16 protein-coding genes are annotated in these 21,294 nt (G+C 51.2%); 5 read left to right on the top strand and 11 right to left on the bottom strand.

All coding sequences use genetic code 11. From position 1 onward, the window contains the following. Positions 1–46: 46 nt before the first annotated feature. The 6 genes from GmarT_RS05940 to rpmF form a co-directional block, all read right to left on the bottom strand. Positions 47–1,348 (bottom strand): beta-ketoacyl-[acyl-carrier-protein] synthase family protein, encoded by a 1,302-nt coding sequence (locus tag GmarT_RS05940; protein WP_002649179.1) that lies wholly within the window; start codon positions 1,346–1,348, stop codon positions 47–49. 399 nt (positions 1,349–1,747) lie between these two features. After that, on the bottom strand, positions 1,748–2,992 hold the full coding sequence (fabF, locus tag GmarT_RS05935; RefSeq protein ID WP_002649180.1) for a beta-ketoacyl-ACP synthase II: 1,245 nt from the start codon (positions 2,990–2,992) through the stop codon (positions 1,748–1,750). Between the two features lie 85 nt (positions 2,993–3,077). After that, positions 3,078–3,311, bottom strand: a complete 234-nt coding sequence (gene acpP, locus GmarT_RS05930) for an acyl carrier protein (RefSeq protein WP_002649181.1) — start codon at positions 3,309–3,311, stop codon at positions 3,078–3,080. Positions 3,312–3,703: 392 nt separating this feature from the next. Next, positions 3,704–4,612, bottom strand: a complete 909-nt coding sequence (gene fabD / locus GmarT_RS05925; protein ID WP_149302479.1) for an ACP S-malonyltransferase — start codon at positions 4,610–4,612, stop codon at positions 3,704–3,706. A 50-nt stretch (positions 4,613–4,662) separates the two neighbouring features. Next, on the bottom strand, positions 4,663–5,664 hold the full coding sequence (plsX, locus tag GmarT_RS05920; RefSeq protein WP_002649183.1) for a phosphate acyltransferase PlsX: 1,002 nt from the start codon (positions 5,662–5,664) through the stop codon (positions 4,663–4,665). Positions 5,665–5,670: 6 nt separating this feature from the next. After that, positions 5,671–5,850, bottom strand: a complete 180-nt coding sequence (gene rpmF / locus GmarT_RS05915; RefSeq protein WP_081459625.1) for a 50S ribosomal protein L32 — start codon at positions 5,848–5,850, stop codon at positions 5,671–5,673. A gap of 269 nt (positions 5,851–6,119) precedes the next feature. Between rpmF and GmarT_RS05910 the strand changes: the two genes are divergently transcribed. Continuing rightward, the gene (locus GmarT_RS05910) at positions 6,120–7,352 is read left to right on the top strand and encodes a tetratricopeptide repeat protein (RefSeq protein WP_002649184.1); all 1,233 of its coding nucleotides are present in this window, start codon (positions 6,120–6,122) and stop codon (positions 7,350–7,352) included. Positions 7,353–7,361: 9 nt separating this feature from the next. Here GmarT_RS05910 and GmarT_RS05905 read toward each other — a convergent pair whose 3' ends face one another. The 3 genes from GmarT_RS05905 to GmarT_RS05895 all read right to left on the bottom strand — a co-directional run bounded on the left by GmarT_RS05905 (position 7,362) and on the right by GmarT_RS05895 (position 10,578). Then, complete coding sequence (locus GmarT_RS05905) at positions 7,362–8,570, bottom strand: prenyltransferase/squalene oxidase repeat-containing protein (RefSeq protein WP_002649185.1); 1,209 nt, start codon at positions 8,568–8,570, stop codon at positions 7,362–7,364. A 564-nt stretch (positions 8,571–9,134) separates the two neighbouring features. After that, positions 9,135–10,178 (bottom strand): DUF1559 domain-containing protein, encoded by a 1,044-nt coding sequence (locus GmarT_RS05900; protein WP_002649186.1) that lies wholly within the window; start codon positions 10,176–10,178, stop codon positions 9,135–9,137. A gap of 91 nt (positions 10,179–10,269) precedes the next feature. Beyond that, positions 10,270–10,578 (bottom strand): carboxypeptidase-like regulatory domain-containing protein, encoded by a 309-nt coding sequence (locus tag GmarT_RS05895; RefSeq protein ID WP_149302478.1) that lies wholly within the window; start codon positions 10,576–10,578, stop codon positions 10,270–10,272. A gap of 810 nt (positions 10,579–11,388) precedes the next feature. Here GmarT_RS05895 and GmarT_RS05890 point away from each other — a divergent pair. After that, positions 11,389–12,741: a glycosyltransferase family 87 protein gene (locus GmarT_RS05890; RefSeq protein ID WP_044240210.1), complete on the top strand. Its 1,353-nt coding sequence runs from the start codon at positions 11,389–11,391 to the stop codon at positions 12,739–12,741. Between the two features lie 54 nt (positions 12,742–12,795). Here the strand turns inward: GmarT_RS05890 and GmarT_RS05885 are convergent, their stop codons facing one another. After that, positions 12,796–14,073: a hypothetical protein gene (locus GmarT_RS05885; RefSeq protein WP_002649189.1), complete on the bottom strand. Its 1,278-nt coding sequence runs from the start codon at positions 14,071–14,073 to the stop codon at positions 12,796–12,798. 251 nt (positions 14,074–14,324) lie between these two features. On the opposite strand from GmarT_RS05885, the gene GmarT_RS05880 reads away from it, so the two are divergent. The 3 genes from GmarT_RS05880 (at position 14,325) to GmarT_RS05870 (ending at position 19,609) form a co-directional block, all read left to right on the top strand. Continuing rightward, positions 14,325–15,749: a neutral/alkaline non-lysosomal ceramidase N-terminal domain-containing protein gene (locus tag GmarT_RS05880; RefSeq protein ID WP_002649190.1), complete on the top strand. Its 1,425-nt coding sequence runs from the start codon at positions 14,325–14,327 to the stop codon at positions 15,747–15,749. A gap of 226 nt (positions 15,750–15,975) precedes the next feature. Next, a complete protein-coding gene (gene acnA, locus GmarT_RS05875; protein WP_149302477.1) occupies positions 15,976–18,651 on the top strand; it encodes an aconitate hydratase AcnA in 2,676 nt (891 codons plus the stop codon). A 4-nt stretch (positions 18,652–18,655) separates the two neighbouring features. Next, positions 18,656–19,609, top strand: coding sequence for an RluA family pseudouridine synthase (locus GmarT_RS05870; protein ID WP_002649192.1), 954 nt, complete (start codon positions 18,656–18,658; stop codon positions 19,607–19,609). A gap of 152 nt (positions 19,610–19,761) precedes the next feature. Here the strand turns inward: GmarT_RS05870 and sthA are convergent, their stop codons facing one another. Further along, positions 19,762–21,252 (bottom strand): Si-specific NAD(P)(+) transhydrogenase, encoded by a 1,491-nt coding sequence (gene sthA, locus GmarT_RS05865; RefSeq protein ID WP_002649193.1) that lies wholly within the window; start codon positions 21,250–21,252, stop codon positions 19,762–19,764. Positions 21,253–21,294 lie beyond the last annotated feature (42 nt).

Raw genomic sequence — 21,294 nt, 5'->3', positions numbered from 1 at the left:
GACATTCCTTACGAGGCTTTTTTATTTATGCAGTAATTCAACAATCTCAGACACCACAAATGACAGAAGCACTGGCCTGACCAAAGGTGGTGGTACTGATCTTTAGAAACAGTTTGTTATCTGTAGGCAGGGGCTCATTCCGAACCACGTTTAACGGGCAGTCGGGATCGGGTGTTTCATAGTTCAAGGTCGCGGGAATCACGCCCTGCTTCAAGCCAACCAGAGATCCGCTGGCTTCCACAATACCGCAGGCAGAACCAGAATTACCAAAGTAACTCTTCAGGGCAGTCACGGGAATTTGAGTGGCCTTGTCACCAAAAATATCCTGAATGGCAAGATATTCCTGGACGTCAATTACCTGCTCACCCAGGCCATGGGCGTTGATATGTCCGATATCACCCACTTCCACATCAGCTCTTTTCAATGCCAATCTGATGGCATTGGCGATCGCTGTTTTGGTATCTACCGAGCCATCCCGTTTTACTACGCACGAAGCCCCTGTACCCAGAACTTCACCCCAGACCTTTGCCCCCCGCTGCTCTGCGTGTGATTTTTCTTCCAGCAAGAGAGAACAGGCTGCTTCACCCAGGACCTGCCCGCTTCGCGCCTTGTCAAATGGACGCGAACGCTTCTCAAATTCCGCAGGGGAATCTGCCAGCTGATCCCAGAACTTTGCGTGAATGGATTTCACTTCGTGGACCCGGGTTCCGGTCACACCAGCAACCATAACATCTGCCCAGCCCCGTTCAATCACGCGTTGAGCTTCACCCAGCACAAGATTTCCAGATGCTTCTGCATGCGTTATCGAGTTGTTAGGGCCCCGGGCGTCAATAATGATTCCAATATGACAGGCAGGCATGTTCGGCAGATATTTCAGCAGCCACAATGGTTCCATTTTGGCCAGGCCTTCTCCACCCCAGCGTTGATACTGGAATTCGTGCCCCTCGGAAGCAGCCATACAGGCTCCTACCAGAACTTCAGGAGGACTGAGCATCAGATTGGCACCGAACTCGATCCCAAAACGTTCGCTGTCGACCGCTGAAAGATCCAGCGCGGAATCATCCATCGCCAGGTTAGCAGAAGCAACCCCCAGTTGAATCTCGCGGCACATGACCTTGAGACTCTTTCGCTGCTGTTTCAAATACTCTTTTTTAATCGTGGTCGCATTGAAATCGGATACTTCCGCAACGCAGACATCAGGAGCTGCCAGATGAGAATAGAGTTCGGATTTTTTGACTCCTGACTTTCCGGTCATCAGGCTGTCTTGAAATGCTTGCACTCCGATTCCGATCGGGCTGAGAATCCCCATACCCGTTATCAGAATTCGCCGCTTTGATTCTGTATTCATTTGAATCTCTTAAGAAAGTCCCGCTAATCAACTACGCCAGCTGCACTCGAAATAATGTATCTTCATCGTAGAACAAAATTCTCCACAGACAAGAGCTTTGCCTGCTTCAATCGGAAAAACCACTGACGCAGTTAACCGTGTCTGGTAAAGAAGAAGCTGAGAGATCGTGCCCTTCGCTCTGCCTGCTGCCTGAACCCAAAGCAACAGCAAGACATACATACACCACTCTGACCCAGTAAAGCAGCTGTAACAAGGGATAGCTAAGACAATCATGCGCCGATTTTCAACCCTGAAGCGACATTCAGATCAGGAATTATTCGGGAAAACTCTAACCCCTTACAGGTAAACCCGAAAAGAGAGAGAATGATTGCAGAAAGCCAGAAGACAGCGGCAGGCGCCCTAAGGCGCCTTCTGCAGAATCAGACAGGCGTTATGCCCGCCGAACCCGAAACTGTTCTTCATTACCCTGTTCAGCTTCATTTCACGGGGCTCATTGGGAATGTAATCCAGATTACACTGCTCGTCCGGATTATCGAGATTGATCGTCGGAGGTGCTACCTGCTCCTGCAATGCTTTCACCCCCACAACAAACTCAACACCCCCTGATGCCCCCAGCAGATGACCCAGATGCCCCTTTGTACTCGACACTGGCATCTGTTTCACATGTGAATTGAAAACGGTATTGATCGCAGCTGTTTCTGCCACATCGCCGAGCGGAGTACTCGTCCCATGCGTATTGATATAGTCAATATCCTCTGGATTGACACCGGCATCTTTAATCGCATGCAGCATGGCACGGGCAGCCCCCCGTCCTTCCGGATCAGGCGCTGTCATGTGAGTCCCATCTGCAGACATGCCATAACCGATGACTTCTGCGAGAATGGGAACTCCCCGTTTTTTTGCATGTTCGTACTCTTCGAGCACGATGATGCCGGCCCCTTCAGCCATGACAAACCCATCTCGATCACGATCGAAGGGACGACTGGCTGACTGCGGATCATCGTTACGTGTCGACAGGGCATTCATACGGGCAAAACCAGATAACCCCATCGGGGTCACCGCGGCTTCACTGCCGCCTGTAATCATGATGTCGGCAACGTCATGCTGGATCAGCTTGAATGCATCCCCGATCGCATTGGTCGCGGAAGCACAGGCCGTTGCCACAGCGCTGTTCGGTCCCTTTAACTCGTAAGTCACCGAAATATTCCCGCTGGCGGCATTGACCATCAGCTTCGGAATCATAAAGGGAGAAACACGTGCCGGTCCCTGGTTGTATAGACGATCATGCTGACTTTCGATTTCATTCAGACCGCCAATACCACTGCCGACCAGAACTCCTCTGCGATAAGGATCACCTTCAAACTCTTCGAGTTGAGCCTGACGATAAGCAATATGAGCGCCTACCAGAGCGAACTGCACAAACCGGTCAACACGCTTCAGATCTTTCGCTGAGATATTCGTATATTCGCTGGCATTGAAATCCTTGATCTCGCCGCCAAAACGAACTTTGTAGTCTGAGCAGTCAAAGCGTTCCAGCGGACCAATACCACTTTTACCAGCGCATAACTTGTCCCAGAACTCTGAGACATCTAAACCCAGAGCCGTTACAACAGATACTCCGGTAACGACAACTCTCCTGCGCATTCGTGAACACTTCCTACAATGAAAAGACAGGACCAGATAGTTTCAAAACAAAGGACAGTTCAGCTGGATGGTTACAGATCCGAATTCAGCTCGCCTTTTCAGTGATGTAGCCAACTACATCGCCGACGGTTTTGATTTTGTCATAGTCGTCATCAGGAATGGTCACATCAAACTCGTCTTCGAATTCCATAACGAGTTCTACAATGTCCAGAGAATCGGCCTTGAGGTCGTCGATAAACTTGCTGTCCAGCGTAATATCTTCTTTGGGATGGCCTAATTGCTCGCTAACGATACCAACCACTTTTTCTTCAATTGACACTCTTCTTCTCCTTCACCGTCTTAGTGATTTTTTTTAACTTCAGGATGGCTGGAAACATCATTCCCAGACCAACTTGGATGCATTCGCCTACAGATGTAGCGATGATATATCCACTTTCCCGAATTATGTAAACCTTAAAATGAGACAAGAATTATGAGTCTTGTCTACTTCGCCAAAGTTCTCTCATAATTTGATCGGGCTCACTTTACCAGTCTGAGAACCCACGATTTCAGGTTCTACAGAATTTTCTTCAGAGTTCCCACGTAAGTTGTTGTAGCACAAATTGATAGACCAGATCAAGCTCTGAATTGTCTGCGAAAATGTACTCCGCAACACCACTGTCCTTTTGCACGCTTTATTGAAACGCACACAGAACCTCACTCTTAAAACCCCTATGAATCGTTGACCGTTTCACAGGAAATTTTTCGATCCACGCGTTTCATCAATCCCTTCAGAACCTTACCAGGACCAATTTCATAAAACTCATCAAACCCGGCCGCCAGCATCGTCCGCAGGGAATCCTCCCAGAGCACCGGGCTGATCACCTGTCGTACCAGCAATTCGCGAATTTCATCCGGTTCTTCGTGAATTTCTGCGTCTACGTTGGAAATCACGGGAATTTCCGGTTTCTTCAGACCGACTCCTGCCAGCGCTTCTGACAGGCGACTGTCCGCCGGCTTCATGATTTCCGTATGGAATGCCCCTGCCACCGCCAAAGGAATCGCCCGGCCCCCCTCCTGCTCGGCCAGCTCCGCTGCCAGTTCGCAGGCACTGTTTTCCCCAGACAGAACAATATTTCCAGGGCAGAGATAATTGGCAATCCAGATCTTACCCGCAGATGATGCGGACTGACAGATCTCGGCCACCTTCTCCCGATCCAGCAACAGGATACTGACCATCCCGGACGGATTCGCATCTGCGGCTGCCTGCATCGCTTCGCCACGGCGCTGCACAACACGCAGCCCGTCTTCAAAACTCATGGCTCCCGCAAAAACCAGGGCAGTATATTCTCCCAGGCTCAATCCAGCTGCCATCTCGCAAGCCAGAACTTTATCAGGAGAATCTGCACGCAACATTTCCAGAGCGGCCAGGCTGGTCACAAACAAAGCAGGTTGACTGATGACCGTTGAGTCCAGTTCTGCACTGGGACCTTCAAAACAGAGTTTTGCCAGATCGTATTCCAGAATTTCGGAAGCACGATGATACAGCTCCCGGGCAGCCGGATAATTTTCGGCAATCGTTTTACCCATCCCGACATGCTGAGCACCCTGTCCGGGAAATAAAAAAGCGATTCTGCTCACGAGTCGATCCCTCTAATTTTGGAATTGCGCTGCTAGTTTAAGATGCCGACTCAGGCAACAGGCTTCTGCACCAGATGATCGGCGATCTGCGAATTGATGCCACGATCCTTGAACATGGCACTCCCCCTCAATGCATTTGTGATCGAGTGGGCATCACTGGAACCGTGACAGATGATACAAATCCCGTCAATACCGAGTAATGGCGCCCCGCCGGTTTCATGGTAGCGGAACCGCTTACCCATCTCCTGAAAGGCCAGCTTGGCCTTATCTCGCTCGACATCAAGACTGCCGATGATCTGCCGGGAAGCTTCTTTCATCAGAAAATCAGCCATCCCCTCACTCACCTTCAACACCACATTGCCGACGAAACCTTCACAGATTAATACGTCAGCTTCCCCCTGATACAGACCGCGCCCTTCGACATTACCTACAAAGCTGTCTTTCAGCGGCCCCTCATTCAGCAGGCGATATGTGTCACGATAGAGATCATTCCCCTTCACGTCTTCACTGCCGATATTGATCAGGCCAATCTTGGGTGACTCGATCCGCAATACTTCGCGGGCATAAATCTCACCCATCACAGCATACTGGTAGAGATGAGAAGGTCGGGCCGAAGGATTCGCACCGACATCCATCAGCACGGCATGGCCGGCACTGGTGGGTAAAGTCACTGCAATCCCGGGGCGTTTGACACTTTTCAGGAACAGTCGGGTTTTCAAACCAGAAGCGACAACCGCACCGGTATTTCCCGCGCTGACAACCGCATCGACTTCACGGGCCGCCATCAGCTTCCAGCAGACGGAGATAGAGCTGTCCGGTTTCTGACGCATGGCGTCAGTCGGTTTTTCCTCCATCCCTACAACCTGGCTGGCATGGACAATCGAAAGACGATCACCATTATAGCCCGATGCTGCAACCTGAGCTTCCAGCAGGTCCTGTGGACCTACCAGAACGACATTGAGTGCAGGATCCGCCTGCAATGCAACGATTGCTCCTGTTATGTTCGGTTCAGGGGCATAATCTCCCCCCATTGCATCCAGTGCAATCCGCATTGACCACTAGTCCTCAGTATCAACGATGGTTCGCCCCTGATAGAAACCACAATGAGGGCAAATGGCATGAGAAGGGGACGCGGTACCACATTGTGGGCAATAGGTGGGCTTACTTGCCTTCACACTATTATGACTGCGTCTCTTACGAGAATTGGATTTTGACATCCGTCTTTTAGGAACTGCCATGAAAAAGACCGCCTTAAAACACCTGACTTAACTTAAACTAAACGTAATACGTAACTTAACCTAATTTTTAGACCCTGTAAGCGCACGGAGATCTCTCATACCAGCTTTTCTGACAGGAATCGAACATACTATGCAATTTTCAAAACAACTGTCAAGCTACAGGGCCCACATCAGTCGATATCAAAAATGATATTTTCGTATTGATTCGCGTAATCAAAACATCAGTACACACATTATCCCGCCGGGACCCCAGGAAGAAGAGTAAAGCAATGACGGATCATCGCCTCAAATCACCTGCCTCACGAACGCTTCAGGTCATCCTCACAGTTATGACACTGCTTCTTCTTCTGCAGAACTATGTCCTGGCTGCGTCACAACAGATGACTCCACAAGAACTTCAGGCATTTGGTAAGCAGATTCAGGAAACCGCCGCTGCTCAGGATCCGGCTAAATTCCGGGCCCTGTTTGACTGGAAAACCTTCATTAATCGAGTCCTGGCAGAATACGAACAGAATTCCGCCGTTAAACAGGCAATTCAACCGGTCCGCCAGCAACTTGAAGCCGCCTACACGGGCGAAAATCAGGGGATCGACTCTGAGATTCTCGCAGAAGTTGCTAACGGAGCGGACTATCGCTTCCTTGCCATGCGAAAAGAAGACGACCAATTCAAGGTCATTTTCCGCTTCCTCCGCCCCGACTGGACTCTCAACTACCAGGCGCTGATTATCGAAAAACAGGATTCCGGCGAACTGAAAATCATCGACATCGACAGTTTCTCTACCGGAGAGCTGATTTCTCAATCTCTGCAGCGGGTCTATTTACCCGAATTGTACAAGGCCCATGGAGCCAATCAGGATAAACTGACTCCCGAACAGAAAACTCGGATCCTCGACCAGAAAAAACGTTATGACTTCCTTACAGTCACCGACGAAAAGGCTGATCCATTCCAGGCGTACTCACAACTTCCTTCTCAATACAAAAGCGATAAAACGGTCCTGCTCTTTCTGGCGCAAGACTCAATTGCCAAAGAAGACAGCAAAAAATACCAGCAGGTGTTAAACGTTTTTCGCAAGTACCATCCTCAGGATCCCGCTGCAGAGATGTTGAGTGTTGATTATTTCAGCATGGAAAAACAATATCCTCAGGCCATCGACTGCCTGGAGCGTCTGTCCGCTTCACTGAAAACAGTGGACCCTTATCTGTACTCCCTGCGGGCTGGCATCCTGATTGAAATGGGCGACATCAGCCTCGCTGCGAAATACGCCGGTAAAGCATCGGAAATTGAACCGGATCTTCTGCAACCTTACCTGCACCTGCTCAACATCTCCGTACTCCAGGGCAATTTCGACGAAACCATTAAACACCTGGAAACTCTCAAATCCAAATTTGGTTTTGCCTATGAAGACCTGGACCTCAGTGAACTCGAAAACATCGAAAAATTCACGGCTTCCCCCCAGTTCAAAAAATGGCAGTCAGAAAAGCTGCCTCCCAAAGCAGAATAGCACGCAGGCTCAGCGGGCGGTGGTCTGTTTCAACGCAGGTAAAACATCGCAGTGTTTCAATGCCAGTAATGGGTAAAAAGTCCCGCTATAGGTAATAAAATGCCAGCGATCTGTATTCAGTGAACGAGTCCACCAGCGACCCGATTCACGCTGATGAGTCAGGAGCCACTGTACTCCTTTTTGAATCTGGGGATCATTGGCAGGCACGCCACTTTCCCGCAGGACAAGTATCGCCAGCCCCGTCTGATGGCCATCACTCGACAGTTTTTTCCAGCGACCTGCCTTTTGATCGTATTCCGGCTCGGCACGCAGTTTTTCCGCCCGATTCCCTCGTCCCCAGGCTTCAGGTGTCGCAAAAGACCGTATCGACCAGCCTCCGTCAGGCAGCTGATGCTCGCGAATCATTTGAATCAGAGCCTGTTTTTGCTCTGCACTGATCAGATCCGGAGAGGAAGCAGCTGTCCATAACAAAAGCACTTTACCATAATCATGTGCAGGCTCAGTCTGCTTTAGAAATGAATGTAAACGCGCTACAGACGCCTGGAGTTTTGGATCCTGCAGATTTTCGCGCCACCCGGGCGCAGCCGCAATGGCCTGTGCCGCAATCGTTGCCCCATGATAATTACTCGACTCGAAGGGCGGCCAGCAGTCGGCATTCCCCCAGCTGCCGTCTTTCGACTGCACGCTCAACATGAACCGCAACGCTTCATCCGTTTCAGGCGACAGTTTCCTGCTGACATGCTGATCCCATTCCGCCAGGCCGGCAGCCACATAGGCAATCTGAGTCGGCAGAATCCCACTCAACTGTTTCTCGCGATCCATGGCTTCCAGCTTACGCAGCTCTTTGATAAAGAAGTCGCGTTTCTCTCGCGCGGGAACTCCCAGTTCCGGCGTCAGCTCGGGCCGCGACAAAAGATACATCCCGTTCGTGTGACAGCTCACACACTTCCGCTGGGTCGTCCAGGCATCGCTGCCCTGCTCCAGATATTGTTCTCCCTGTTGCAGTGAGAATTCTTTACGGATGGGTTCGTCGACATAGGCTCCAGGAACATGGATTACATCCGTCTGATACTGGAACTTTTTTGCTCTTTCAGGAGTGGTCTCAGAATTCGAAGTCTGTGCAGTCACCTGCAGACTCCAGAAACCAATCACTAAGATAAAACTGTTTACATTGGTCGTGTTTATCACTTTGGCCCCTTGATCAAACCGTGCTTTCACTTATCTCCTGCCGACAAGCAAAGTGACACATCAGCATAGGCAAATGGCATCACAACCACCACAAAAAAATCAGAGCTGTTCTTATCTACCCCCTTAAGCCACTGATTCGCCGCGACCAAAAATAAAAAAATCCCCCAACACTAATAAACACCACATAAACTGCTTGCCCATCGAACCTTACAGCTTCACCACTTCAATTCTTTAAAATCTGTCTCGACAAGACTCTATATCCGTATCTCAAATCACAGAAACAACTTAGCCAAACCCCGACACAGTTTTAGTTATGCGTAATAATGCGTTTCGAACACGTTTCACATAGTTATGGGCAACAACTCACGATCTGATCAGCCAATTGAATCAAGCGATTTTACCAGAATTCTCGCACCGTTTTCTCCGAATCAAAACTCCATGCTCTCGGGGGATGATCTGAGCGGAGATTTGCCAGATTTCATTTTACCCAGCGTTTTCAATCAGGATAGAAAACAGAAAGACCTAATCGGGAGATCGCCTTCCGGAAAATAATCCCTACCGGGAACGAACTGCTTTTATTCAGCACTTCAAAATTCAGTATTCCCCCACAACCTGTCCGTCATCGCGTACCGCCAGACGCTGAAAGGTCGAATTGATATCCTGCAGATGAGTCGCGCTGGAAACGCTTCCTTTCTTATAGTCGATATTTTCACTTAGAAAATGAACTGACCCATCACAGAAGACAAAATGCGCACCACCCACATGGTTACTGCTGAAGCCACGTACGTCATGCTCGGCACCTGCAATTGCATTAATACCGTTATAGGTCAGACCAATCACAGCTATTCCATTCCCTTTACGGGCATAGCTGCTACTTTGCGTATTATTCGAAGCAGAAAAACCGATGGCATTCGCTCCTCCCACTTTGTTGTTACTTTTGTAAACATACGCACGCTCACCCACCAGAATAGTGTTACTGCTCCCATCAGTAATATCACGAAAACGGATGCTGGAATTGGCAAATCCGATTCCATGCGCAGGTCCGTATTGCGTCGCATAGACGGGTGGGGTCGTACTGTCCCAGGCGTTCGCAACCATCACATAATCCGAACGGGCAATCTGGTAAGACGTCGTTCCATCGGTCACGGTAAAATTATAATTATTGGATGAAGAAACATAATCATTCAGATTAGGTCCAGGGTCGGACGGACAGAGAAACACCGCCATTGGTTGCTGCAGCGCTTGTCGAACTGTGGCATTCGCCAGATTTTGATCCAACGTCGCACTCCCGGCATTGAGCAGATTATATAAGGGAGCCTGATCAATATAAGGCAGCACGAACGTACCCCAGCCATAGATTCCCAGTTCCCCCTGATTACAGGCTGACCACACCGCTGAAGAAGTGCAGGGTGTTTTGGTTATATAACCGGGTGGAAACGTACCATGCGCATCGTTGTAGTTGTGCATCGCCAGCCCGAACTGTTTCATATTGTTTTTACACTGCGATCGCCGGGCTGCTTCGCGGGCCTGCTGCACGGCCGGCAACAGCAACGCTATCAGAATGGCGATGATCGCAATCACTACCAGCAATTCAATCAGTGTAAAACCCTGTTTCCTGTAGGTCTGACTCGTTTTCATATCGGCATCCCTGATAAATCAAACTATTAAATCAATGAAACGCTTTCTTCATTATTTGATTGAACTTTTCACCATTTATCGTGATCGATTTTTATTTGGATTGCATATCAATATTGAACTCATTCTCACCCGGCTGCACTTCCAGCTTCAATTCACTTTTGGAACCATATTGTTTGGGGATTTGGGGACCGGTGGCATCAATGCCCCACTCAACCCGTACCGTACCGGGCCCCAGCTTGACACCAGGTTCATCGATCAGGTATTGCGCTTCGTAATTTCCAGTTGCATCAGTGATCCCTGTTGAAGGGCGGCCACTTTCTGGCTCGAACAGTACACTGACTCCTTCAAGTGGTTCACCATCCAAGGTGATGGTTCCATGTACCTGACCTAATTCGGGCATGTCAGGAGCCTGATCGCTGCAACCGGAATGCATGCTGATTATGAACAGAGTTGTCAGTATAAATCTTCTGCGCAAAGTGACTGTCCTTTTTCACGAAAGGCATAAGCATGCTTCCTCTTTAGAATTGAGTTGAGGAAAAACTTATACTCGACGAATTTGAGATATGAAATTCTGGAAATCACCAGTCGTCTGAGTGCGATAGACGGTTGTTATGATTTGATCAACTTACATTTCTACTATCATCGATACAGGCCGGAAAAGCAAGAAAAATATTTACTTTTCGGCCATTTTACGACTCCATCCCGTATCAGATATGAACTTAACAACCACCACGCTTCTGACAATCAATGTCAGATTGATACTGGCTCAGAAACAATCTTAATCGGCTGCCAGACAACCAGCCTTAATTCACTCACAAAAAACTGGTTGTTGTCCCGGAGTCGCGTGATCAGTTGATGGCTTACAGCATGACTACTAACACCTGGAGTAAGATCCCGATTTCTGTCAAAGCAGATCACAAGATAATCCCAACAGTCTCGTCGAGCATGGCTGCGTGTCTGCTGGATCAGTCTATTTATGCTTACTCATCCGTAGCCGGTAAGTGGGCAGAACTGAAATTCCCCGAGGATATTCGATACCTATTACGAAGTCGGTATCGACAGAGTAAACGCTGAATCGAGAATCCCCACTGGACACAACTCGGTGGCCCGAGTCTAATATTCAACACCTGTCAAAATAAAACACCCGCCACCACACTGGCTGCAGGGAACCACTGCGCCTGATGTCTTAAATGAAATCCCGGAGTCAAGCGTGACCGTCTCACCTCAACAGCAGACTAACTGGCCGATGGCACGCAAAATCCTGTGGGTGATTCTGTTCCTGATCGCACTGGCAATATTTGCCCCCGGTTACAGCGCCGCTCTCCGCCCGGCGGAGGGCCAGGTGTTCGACTTTTTTAAAGAATGGGCGGCCGTCCAGAATCGCCTGACTGGCATGCCTGTTTATGCGGATCAGGAAGTTGCGCTCCTGAAACATCTGAATCTGAAGCTGACTAACTCGGACGGATTTTTCGATCGCTATAATACGCATCCTCCGTCGGCTAATCTGATCGCAGTCCCTTTTGCCTGGCTCTCGTATCAGAATGCGCAATTCGCGTGGAGCCTGGCCTCACTGGCAATGCTTGCGATGGCGATCTTCTGGATTGTACAGGAACTCAAAATCCAGATGACATTCTGGAGCACGCTAGCGTTGATAACGTTATTACTGGCCTGCGATCCGCTGCAACAGTCACTGATTCAGGGACAACCCAATTTGCTGCTCGCACTGCTGATTGTTGCTGCCTGGAAAGCAGGACGCTCCGGAAATCCTCTGGTGTCAGGAGTCTGCCTGGGACTAGCCACGGCAGTCAAAATTTATCCTGCTTATCTGTTCCTTTACTTTCTGATCCGGCGCGACGTTCGAGCGCTGGCGGGAGGGGCATTGGCTTTTGGCAGTATTACCCTGATTACAATCGCGCTTCTGGGCAGCGATTCATATCATGATTATCTGACAGTGGTCCTGCCTTCCCTGGCTGACATTACCAACAACTGGGGCAACGCATCGCTGCTCGCCTTCTGGGAACGCCTGTTTGATCAGCCTACAGACACGATCAGCCCGGTCGTTGATTCCCCACTGCTTCTGCTGGTGACGGTCTGGACCTCCTGGCTGGCACTGACAGCCCTGGTGGCAGGCGCCATCTGGAAAACCCGCCATGCAAAATTCAGCGATCAAAGCTTTGCCATTACAATTGTCGCCATGTTACTGATGACCCCCACTACCTGGCATCATTATTTCATCATCCTGCTGGTTCCTGCGGGAATTTTACTGGAAGCATTTCCTCCCTACTCGGGAAAACGCTGGCTGGTAAATCTGACACTCATCGCGCTGGCAATCAGCCCGCGACTCGCCTGGGCTCTGCTGATTCCCTCACAGAAAACCATTACTCCTGCAACGGCTTCCGCTCCCTGGCAGCAGGGAGGCATGGTCGCCGCCCCCTGGCAGTCGCTGACGGCGCTTTCCTATCAATGCTTTGCCCTGCTCTTCATGATGGCATTGCTCTGGCCCGGGACGTATCCGTCCCGTCAACATGCGCAAGATTCCACGGCACCCCTGACTGCTTCCTGAAAGGGAATAACCATTGCCACCTCAGAAACTGTATTATTTCAGTGTGAGGGGGGCCTACTCGCCGATTTTGACCGTAATTTTCCCACTGTTGTCAGCCAGTTCATGCCAGTTGTCTCGACACCGCAGAAACAGCTTTCCGCTCGCAGGCGCCTCAAATCGGTCTGCATTACCCAGTTCGAATGCTTCACTCAGTTCGTAATCCCCTGCCTCGTTCTCATACAGGACGACTCCCATTAAAGTACCCCGCCCGGAATCATCACCACTGGCTGTCACATCTTTACTTTCCGTGGCAGTGTTCCACTCTCCAAAAGTTGAGATCTGATATTCCTGCCCCTCTTCCACCAGCACCCGGGATGCCTGCCAACCCTGGTTGGCCTCAATTTTTGAAGAAAGGGGACGCACGGAATTCGGTTTGCGAAACTTGGTTTTCCAGTCCCACTGGCACAGATCACAGCGATACCCCTGGTCGAAGTGCCTCAGAAAGAACAGGTATTCAAACGAAATCTCCTTGTCCATCGATCCATACGTCTGATCGAAGGAGACCGGCTTGTTCGTCAACAGAGCCAGCCCCAGTGGCCGAAACCGCGCGGAGTAATTCGGATTCGTCGCCAGCAGATGGCACAACGCCCACCGCCAGCAGTAATTCTGCCAGGAATCGCCCGTTGTGTCTCTGGAATTCACAATCTCGTTCAGGCTTTTGGGCTCGCTCTGCCTGATATAATCAATCACATACCGCTCGCAGGTAACAGCCAGGGGCTGGCCTTTGCGAGGGACGACTTTCCAGTTATTGCCCATCTCGGCCATGCCTTCGCTGTACCACACTGGCCCCGTACGACCGAAATTCTGGGCGCAATAGGCGTGTACAGCTTCATGCTGAGGAGTTCCCTTGTTCGCGGTTGCATATACAATTGATTTGGCAGCGATAATCTGTCCGCCGCGATAGGTTGTGCGGCTCATCGTCACACCACCTCCCCCCTCTACCGACTGCATTCCCGCTGGATGAAGACTTCCCGCAGGCCAGTTTGCCAGATCCTTGACCACGTAGCATTCGATCACAGACCGATTCGGACTCGCCCAGTAAGTCGAAATAATGACCAGCATTTTTTCCAGGCGTTCCAGTAAATCCCGCGCCTCTTCAGCCGGCAAATCGGTGTGGATCAGAAAATTTTTAGAACGGTAATCGGCAGGCGCAGCGGGAGAAGCAGGCCGCTGGTTCACGGTGCGCCGATTTCCCTGGGCATTGAGACTGGTGACAGAAACGGTCACCAGAAGCGCCAACACCAGAAATGAACGAAAAAAAGCGGGTTTGATGATTCTTGCTGCTGACTCCACAGACAGTTTCCTCCTCGTTGATTCAGCCCGGCATTGGATTTACAGAAATGTTGATACCAGAAGATAAGAAGATATGTGAGCATTTATTGTAACACGATTCAAACCAGTGACAAATTTTTACTGGTCGAAACAGGTAAGCCCATATCCCACACGCTTGATATGTTTCCGCTCCCACTTTACCCTGAATGAACGTTTTTAAAGAATGTTTAGTTTATTCGTCATTTGCACTCATTAAGTGAGAGGTCTTCTCCATGAAATATCTAACGCAGATTCGCCTCGGATTTCTACCACTACTGCTCTGCAGCCTCTTTCTGGTAAACCCCGTCCGAAGTTCAGCATCTGAAGCGCTTTGGAAAGCCGCTTCGGTCAGCGTCGTGATTACGCCGGAAGAAAACCTCTGGATGGCAGGTTACGGCGGACGCACGGCTCCCGCCGACGGCAAAATCCACGATCTCTGGATGAAAGTGCTGGTGATAGAAGCCCGTGACGGACATCGGGGCGTGATTGTCTCAACTGATACCCTGGGTATTCCCCAGTCAATCTACAACAATGTCTGCGCGGCTCTCAAGAAAAAATACAAACTGGAACGCAGCCAGATCATGTTGAACAGCTCTCACACCCACTGTGGTCCTGTATTGAGACGTGCCCTGAACGATATCTATCCCCTGACTCCCGAGCATATTAAAAAGATCAATGCATATTCAGAAAAGCTGGAACAGCAACTGGTTGATGCCGTCGGAAAAGCAATCAAAGAACTCGAACCCGCGACTCTCTGGGCTGGAACCGGCTTCACCAGTTTCGCCGTCAACCGTCGCAATAATATCGAATCGGAAGTCCCCGGTCTCAGAAAAGCTCATGATCTCAAAGGGCCCGTGGACCACAGCGTCCCGGTTCTCGCCGTCAAAGACAAAGATGGTCAACTCAAAACGCTCGTCTTCGGTTATGCCTGTCACAATACCACTCTGGGCATCCAGAAGTGGTGTGGAGATTATGCCGGTTTCGCCCAATACGATCTCGAAGCCATGTTTCCCGGCGTGACCGCCATGTTCTATATGGGCTGCGGAGCCGACCAGAATCCACTTCCCCGTCGCACACAGGAACTGGCTGAATCGTATGGTTCACGGCTGGCACATGCGGTGGCTGACACAGTGCGACTCCCCATGGTGGAACTCGATCCCGAACTCAAAACCGAAATCGAGATTACTGACATCAAGCTCGCTGATGCACCCACGAAAGCGGAACTCGAAAAAATCGCAGCCGGTAATCCCAAATCCTACGTGACCCGCTGGGGAACTCGACTGTTGAAGGAACTGAATGCCGGCGAAACCTTTATCACCTCTTACCCATTCCCGGTCCAGGTCTGGCAGTTGGGAAAAACTCAGCTCTGGATCACCATTGGCGGCGAAGTCGTCGTCGATTATTCTCTGGGAATGAAAAAAGAGTTCGGCCCGAACACCTGGGTTGCCGGCTACTGCAATGATGTGATGGCCTACACCCCGTCACTGCGGGTTCTGGAAGAAGACGTTCCCCCGCGTAAATCATCCCGCTGGGGCTATGAAGGGAACACATCGATGATGGTCTATGGACTACCCGCCAACCGCTGGTCGGATGAAATCGAAGACAAAATCATCGATAGTGCCCGGAGACAGGTCAAAAAGGTCCGAAATGGAAAATAGACACCTGCTTCGTTAAAATGGCAGCTTCGACCCCGATTTTGCCTGCTGCATGACGGCTTCTGAGGATGTTTTACGTTTTTAAGCCCCTGCCGTTTGTCGCGCAGGATCGGAAGCCCTAGAATGCAGCATATTCAGATCCAGTTAGATATTTAATACGAGACAGGTTCGCAGTCGCGACCTGGAACCAATTGTCCACCCCTATTTATGTAGCACTGAGGAGAGAGTAATGGCTTCCGGAAATCCTTTTGGCGCGGAAGGTCAATTCAAGGCAGCAGGTAGTGAGTTCACCTATTACCGCCTGCAGAAACTGATTGATGATGGCATCGGCAATATCGAATCACTTCCCTATTCCATTCGTGTGCTGCTCGAATCCTGCCTGCGAAATGTGGATGGCTTCGTGGTCAACGAATCGGATGTCACGAATCTCGCCAACTGGAGTGCGGAATCTCCCAATCCTGTCGAAGTCCCCTTTAAACCAGGCCGCGTGGTCCTGCAGGACTTCACCGGTGTGCCCGCTGTTGTCGATCTGGCTGCCCTCCGCAGTGCCATGGTCCGACTGGGCGGCGATCCTCAGAAAATCAATCCTCTGGTACCCTGTGACCTCGTGATCGACCACTCGGTGCAGGTCGATGAATTTGCAACCCGACTCTCCCTGCAGCACAATGTCGAAAAAGAATTCGAACGGAACCAGGAACGCTACCAGTTCCTCCGTTGGGGTCAGCAGGCACTCAATAACTTCGGCGTCGTGCCTCCTGCCACCGGTATCGTACATCAGGTCAACCTCGAGTATCTGGCCAAAGCCGTGCTCACCAAAGATGGCGTTGCGTATCCAGACAGCCTGGTCGGAACAGATAGCCACACCACCATGATCAACGGCCTGGGTGTCGTAGGCTGGGGTGTCGGTGGTATTGAAGCCGAAGCGGTCATGCTCGGTCAGCCCATTTACATGCTGACACCCGAAGTCGTCGGCTTCCGATTGAGCGGCAAACTTCCCCCCGCTGCGACGGCAACTGACCTGGTACTCCGTATCGTTCAGATGCTTCGCGAACACGGTGTCGTCGGCAAATTCGTTGAATTCTATGGTCCCGGCCTGTCCAACATGAGCCTGGCAGACCGTGCCACGATTGCAAATATGGCTCCCGAATACGGTGCCACCATCGGATTCTTCCCCGTCGACGATGAAACACTGAACTACATGCGTCGCACCGGACGTACTGACGCGGAAGTTGATCTGGTCGAACGATACTACAAAGAACAGGGCATGTTCCGCACCGACAGTTCTCCCGAACCCAGTTTCACCAGCAAACTCGAACTTGATATTTCGACAATTGAAGTCTCGCTGGCCGGACCGAAACGTCCCCAGGACCGCATCGCTTTGACCGATATGAAATCACACTGGCACAGTGATCTCAGCAAAACCTTCGGCAAACAGGATCCTTCCAACACCAGCGTTGCCGTCGAATATAATGACCAGAACTTCAATCTGAAGGACGGCTCGGTTGTGATCGCCGCCATCACCAGCTGTACTAACACCAGCAACCCTTCTGTCATGCTGGGTGCCGGTCTGCTGGCCAAAAAAGCCGCTGAAAAAGGGTTGACCCGCAAACCATGGGTCAAAACCAGCCTGGCCCCCGGAAGCCGCGTTGTGACGGATTACCTTGAAAAAGCGGGCCTGACTCCTTACCTGGATCAGCTTGGCTTCAACCTGGTCGGATACGGCTGCACCACCTGTATCGGCAACAGTGGTCCACTGCCTGCTCCCATTTCCAAAGCGATCAATGAAAACGATATTGTTGCTGCCGCTGTCCTGTCCGGTAACCGGAACTTCGAAGGACGTATCAGTCCCGATGTCCGTGCCAACTACCTTGCCAGTCCACCACTGGTAGTCGCCTATGCGATTGCCGGTACAACGGACATCGATCTCAGCACAGAACCGCTGGGACAGGATCAGGATGGCAACGACGTCTTCCTGAAAGATGTCTGGCCTTCACAGGAAGAAGTCAACGCGACAATGGAATCATCCATCAATCCGGAAATGTTCCGCCATGAGTATGGCAAAGCCACTGAAGGTTCTCCGGAATGGCAGGCCATCAATGGCGGCGACGGAGATATCTTCGCCTGGGATGAACACAGTACCTACATTCAGGAGCCGCCGTTCTTCGTCGATATGCCTGTAACACCAGCTCCCATCAGTTCCATCAATGACGCGCGCGTTCTGGTTTCGGTAGGCGACTCGGTCACCACCGACCACATCTCACCCGCTGGTGCCATCAAAGCAGATTCCCCTGCCGGGAAATATCTGCAGGAAAACGGTATCACTCCCGCAAACTTCAACAGCTACGGCAGCCGCCGCGGTAATGACCGGGTGATGACTCGCGGTACCTTCGCGAATATTCGTCTCAGTAACCTGCTGGCCCCCGGGACCAGCGGAGGTGTCACCACCTACCTCCCGACCGGCGAACAGACTTCAATCTATGAAGCATCCCTCAAGTATAAAGAAGCCGGTACTCCACTGGTCGTCCTCGCGGGCGGCGATTACGGCATGGGTTCATCACGTGACTGGGCTGCGAAAGGAACATTCCTGCTGGGCATCAAAGCCGTCATCGCGACCTCGTTTGAACGCATTCACCGTTCCAACCTGGTCGGCATGGGCGTGCTGCCTCTGCAGTTCCGTGATGGAGAAAGCCGCGAAGAACTGGGGCTGGACGGAACGGAAACGTTTGACATCGAACTGGATGACAACCTGAAACCAGGCCAGGCCATTCGCGTCACCGCGACCAAGGAGAACGGAACCCAGGTACTGTTTACCGCCCAGTGTCGCATTGATACTCCCGTCGAAGTCGAATACTACCGTAACGGTGGAATTCTGCACAAAGTACTTCGCGACCTGGCTGCATCCTGATTTGATGAAGACTGCGTTTGAAACCGATCTGATTGTCGAGGATTACCTGGACGGAGCCCGCATCGATCGGTTTCTCAGCCGTCATTTCAGAAATTATTCGACGCATCGTCTGCAGCGCATCGTACAGGCGGGGTTTGCTAAAGTGAATGGCATTCCCGCTGATCCGTTGCAGCGCGTGTTTCGAGGTCAGCAAATCAATATCCGGCTCCCGGAGCCACCCGATAAAACGTATGATCCGGAACCACTGCCACTGGAGGTTCTGTATGAAGATGCGTGGCTGATCATCGTCAACAAGCCCCCGGGTATGATTGCACATCCGGCGGGAAATATTCTTTCCGGCACAGTCGCCAATGCCCTGCAGTATTACCTCGATCAGCAGACCGGAGTACGCAGCCTGTTGCGCCCGGGTATTGTGCATCGGCTCGATCAGTTCACCAGCGGAATTCTGATCGTCGCGAAAGAGCATCTGGGACACCGCAGTCTCTCGATCCAGTTCCAGCAGAATCGCGTCAGCAAATCCTACCTGGCGATTGTCCGTGATCAGCCGAAACAGGACCTGTTCGAAAACAATGACGCGATAGGCGAACACCCGACACAGGCAGGCGTCTGTATGACCACCCACCCGGAGGCGCTGCGAGCCAAAGCGGCGTTTACCCGTTTTGAAGTCGTAGAACGCTTGCCGGGCCACTCACTGATTCGCGCATTTCCCAAAACCGGACGTCTGCACCAGATCCGTGTGCATCTGGCCGACCTGGGATTCCCCATCATCGCCGACGACTTTTATGGCAACGATGCCCGGCTGCTCGATGACCGCGAGTTAATTTCCAGGCAGGCATTGCATGCCGAGCAGATCGAGTTCTCACACCCTGTAACCAGTTTGCGAATGAATATTTCCGCCGGAGTACCAGCTGATTTCCAACTGGCACTCCAGCGGATACGAAGCGCCTGGAGCGTATAACAACGATTATTCGTAGCGACCTTCACACTACGATCCTCAATCCACTTCACTTTAAGCAAGCCAGAATACATCGCATTTCACCATGGCGTCTCTCACTCCATACTGCACAGCCCTAATGGACCAGGAGACGCTACAGTAAAACCGGATACAGTCTAGATTTCCACGGTTTCCTCTTCATCCAGTTCGGCTGGTTGCTCTTCGAGTTTGTGCAGCGCGAGATCGGCACTGATTTTGGTGAGCTTTGATTCTTCAAACAGTCGATCCAGGCTCATTTTCTCAAACGCGTCGAAGGCGGCCACTTTGTAACATTCTGCCATCGTCGGATAGTTAAAGACGGCGTTGCGGAAATATTCGATCGTGCCGCCAAAAGACATGACCGTCTGACCGATGTGCACAATCTCCGTCGCGGCTTCACCAATCGCATGAATACCCAGAATCTTAAGCGTTTCCCGGTGAAACAGGATTTTCAACATCCCGTCCCGGTCACCCGATATCTGTCCGCGGGCGATTTCCCGATAGCGGGCCGCACCGACTTCATACGGGATATGCGCGTCTGTCAGTTGTTGTTCGGTTTTTCCGACCATCGAGATTTCCGGGATCGTGAACAACCCATAAGGCATCAGGTCGAATGCTTCAAAGGGTTCGTTGAATGCATTACAGATCACGCGACGCCCCTGCTCCATCGAAACACTCGCCAGCGCCGGGAAGCCTACAATATCACCGGCCCCGTAGATGTGAGGCACCCACGTCTGATGCTCTTCGTTGCACCACAGTCGACCGCGTTCATCAGGTTCCAGGCCGGCTGCCTGAAAATTCAGTTCGTCCGCATCACCCACGCGTCCCACCGTATACAATACGGAATCTGCCACCAGACGTTTGCCACTCTCGGTCTGCACTGCCGCCATCGAATCAGAAAATCGCTCGATGCCAACCACTTCTTCTCCCATCCGGAAGATCATTCCCAGGGAACGGGCATGGTGAATCAACGCGTCAATAATTTCGCGATCACAAAATTCCAGCAGTCGCTCTCGACCATCCAACACGGTAACTTCCACACCCAGCGTCGCGAACATGATGGCATATTCGATACCGATCACACCACCACCCACAACGATCATCGAACGTGGAATCTCTTTCAGATCAATAATTTCATCCGAATCAAAAATCGTCTCACCATCAAAGGGGATGTGTGGCGGACGTGAAGGCTTGGTCCCGGTTGCGACCAGGATGTAGTCACCATACAACTGCTTTCGCCCTGTTTCGCAGTCGACTTCCACTTCATGCGGGCTGACGAACTTTGCTTCACCTATATAGACTTCCACGCCGTTCCGTTCCAGCTGATCATGAATAATTTCCAGTTCATGCTCAGCCACGTCGGCCAGTTTCAAACGCAGATCCTGCATCGTGATCCGACGCTTGCGGCGGTACCATTTGCTGTACACATCCCGATGACGATAGCCGGTCAGATACAAAATGGCTTCTCGCATGGTCTTAGACGGAATCGTCCCCTTATGCAGGCAGACGCCCCCCATGCCACGAAAGTTGCGTTCAATAATGGCAACACGCTTCCCCAGCTTCGAAGCAGCGATCGCCGCCTTTTGACCGGCAGGACCACTTCCAATAATAACAATGTCGTATTTCATCGGACCACTCTCAATACGTCAGACTCTCTTCCCACGAACGGC

It is taken from the genome of Gimesia maris (assembly GCF_008298035.1).
Taxonomy (GTDB): Bacteria; Planctomycetota; Planctomycetia; order Planctomycetales; family Planctomycetaceae; genus Gimesia; species Gimesia maris.
The sequence above is the reverse complement of the archived record's forward strand: the minus strand, read 5'-3'. Positions and strand labels throughout refer to the sequence as shown.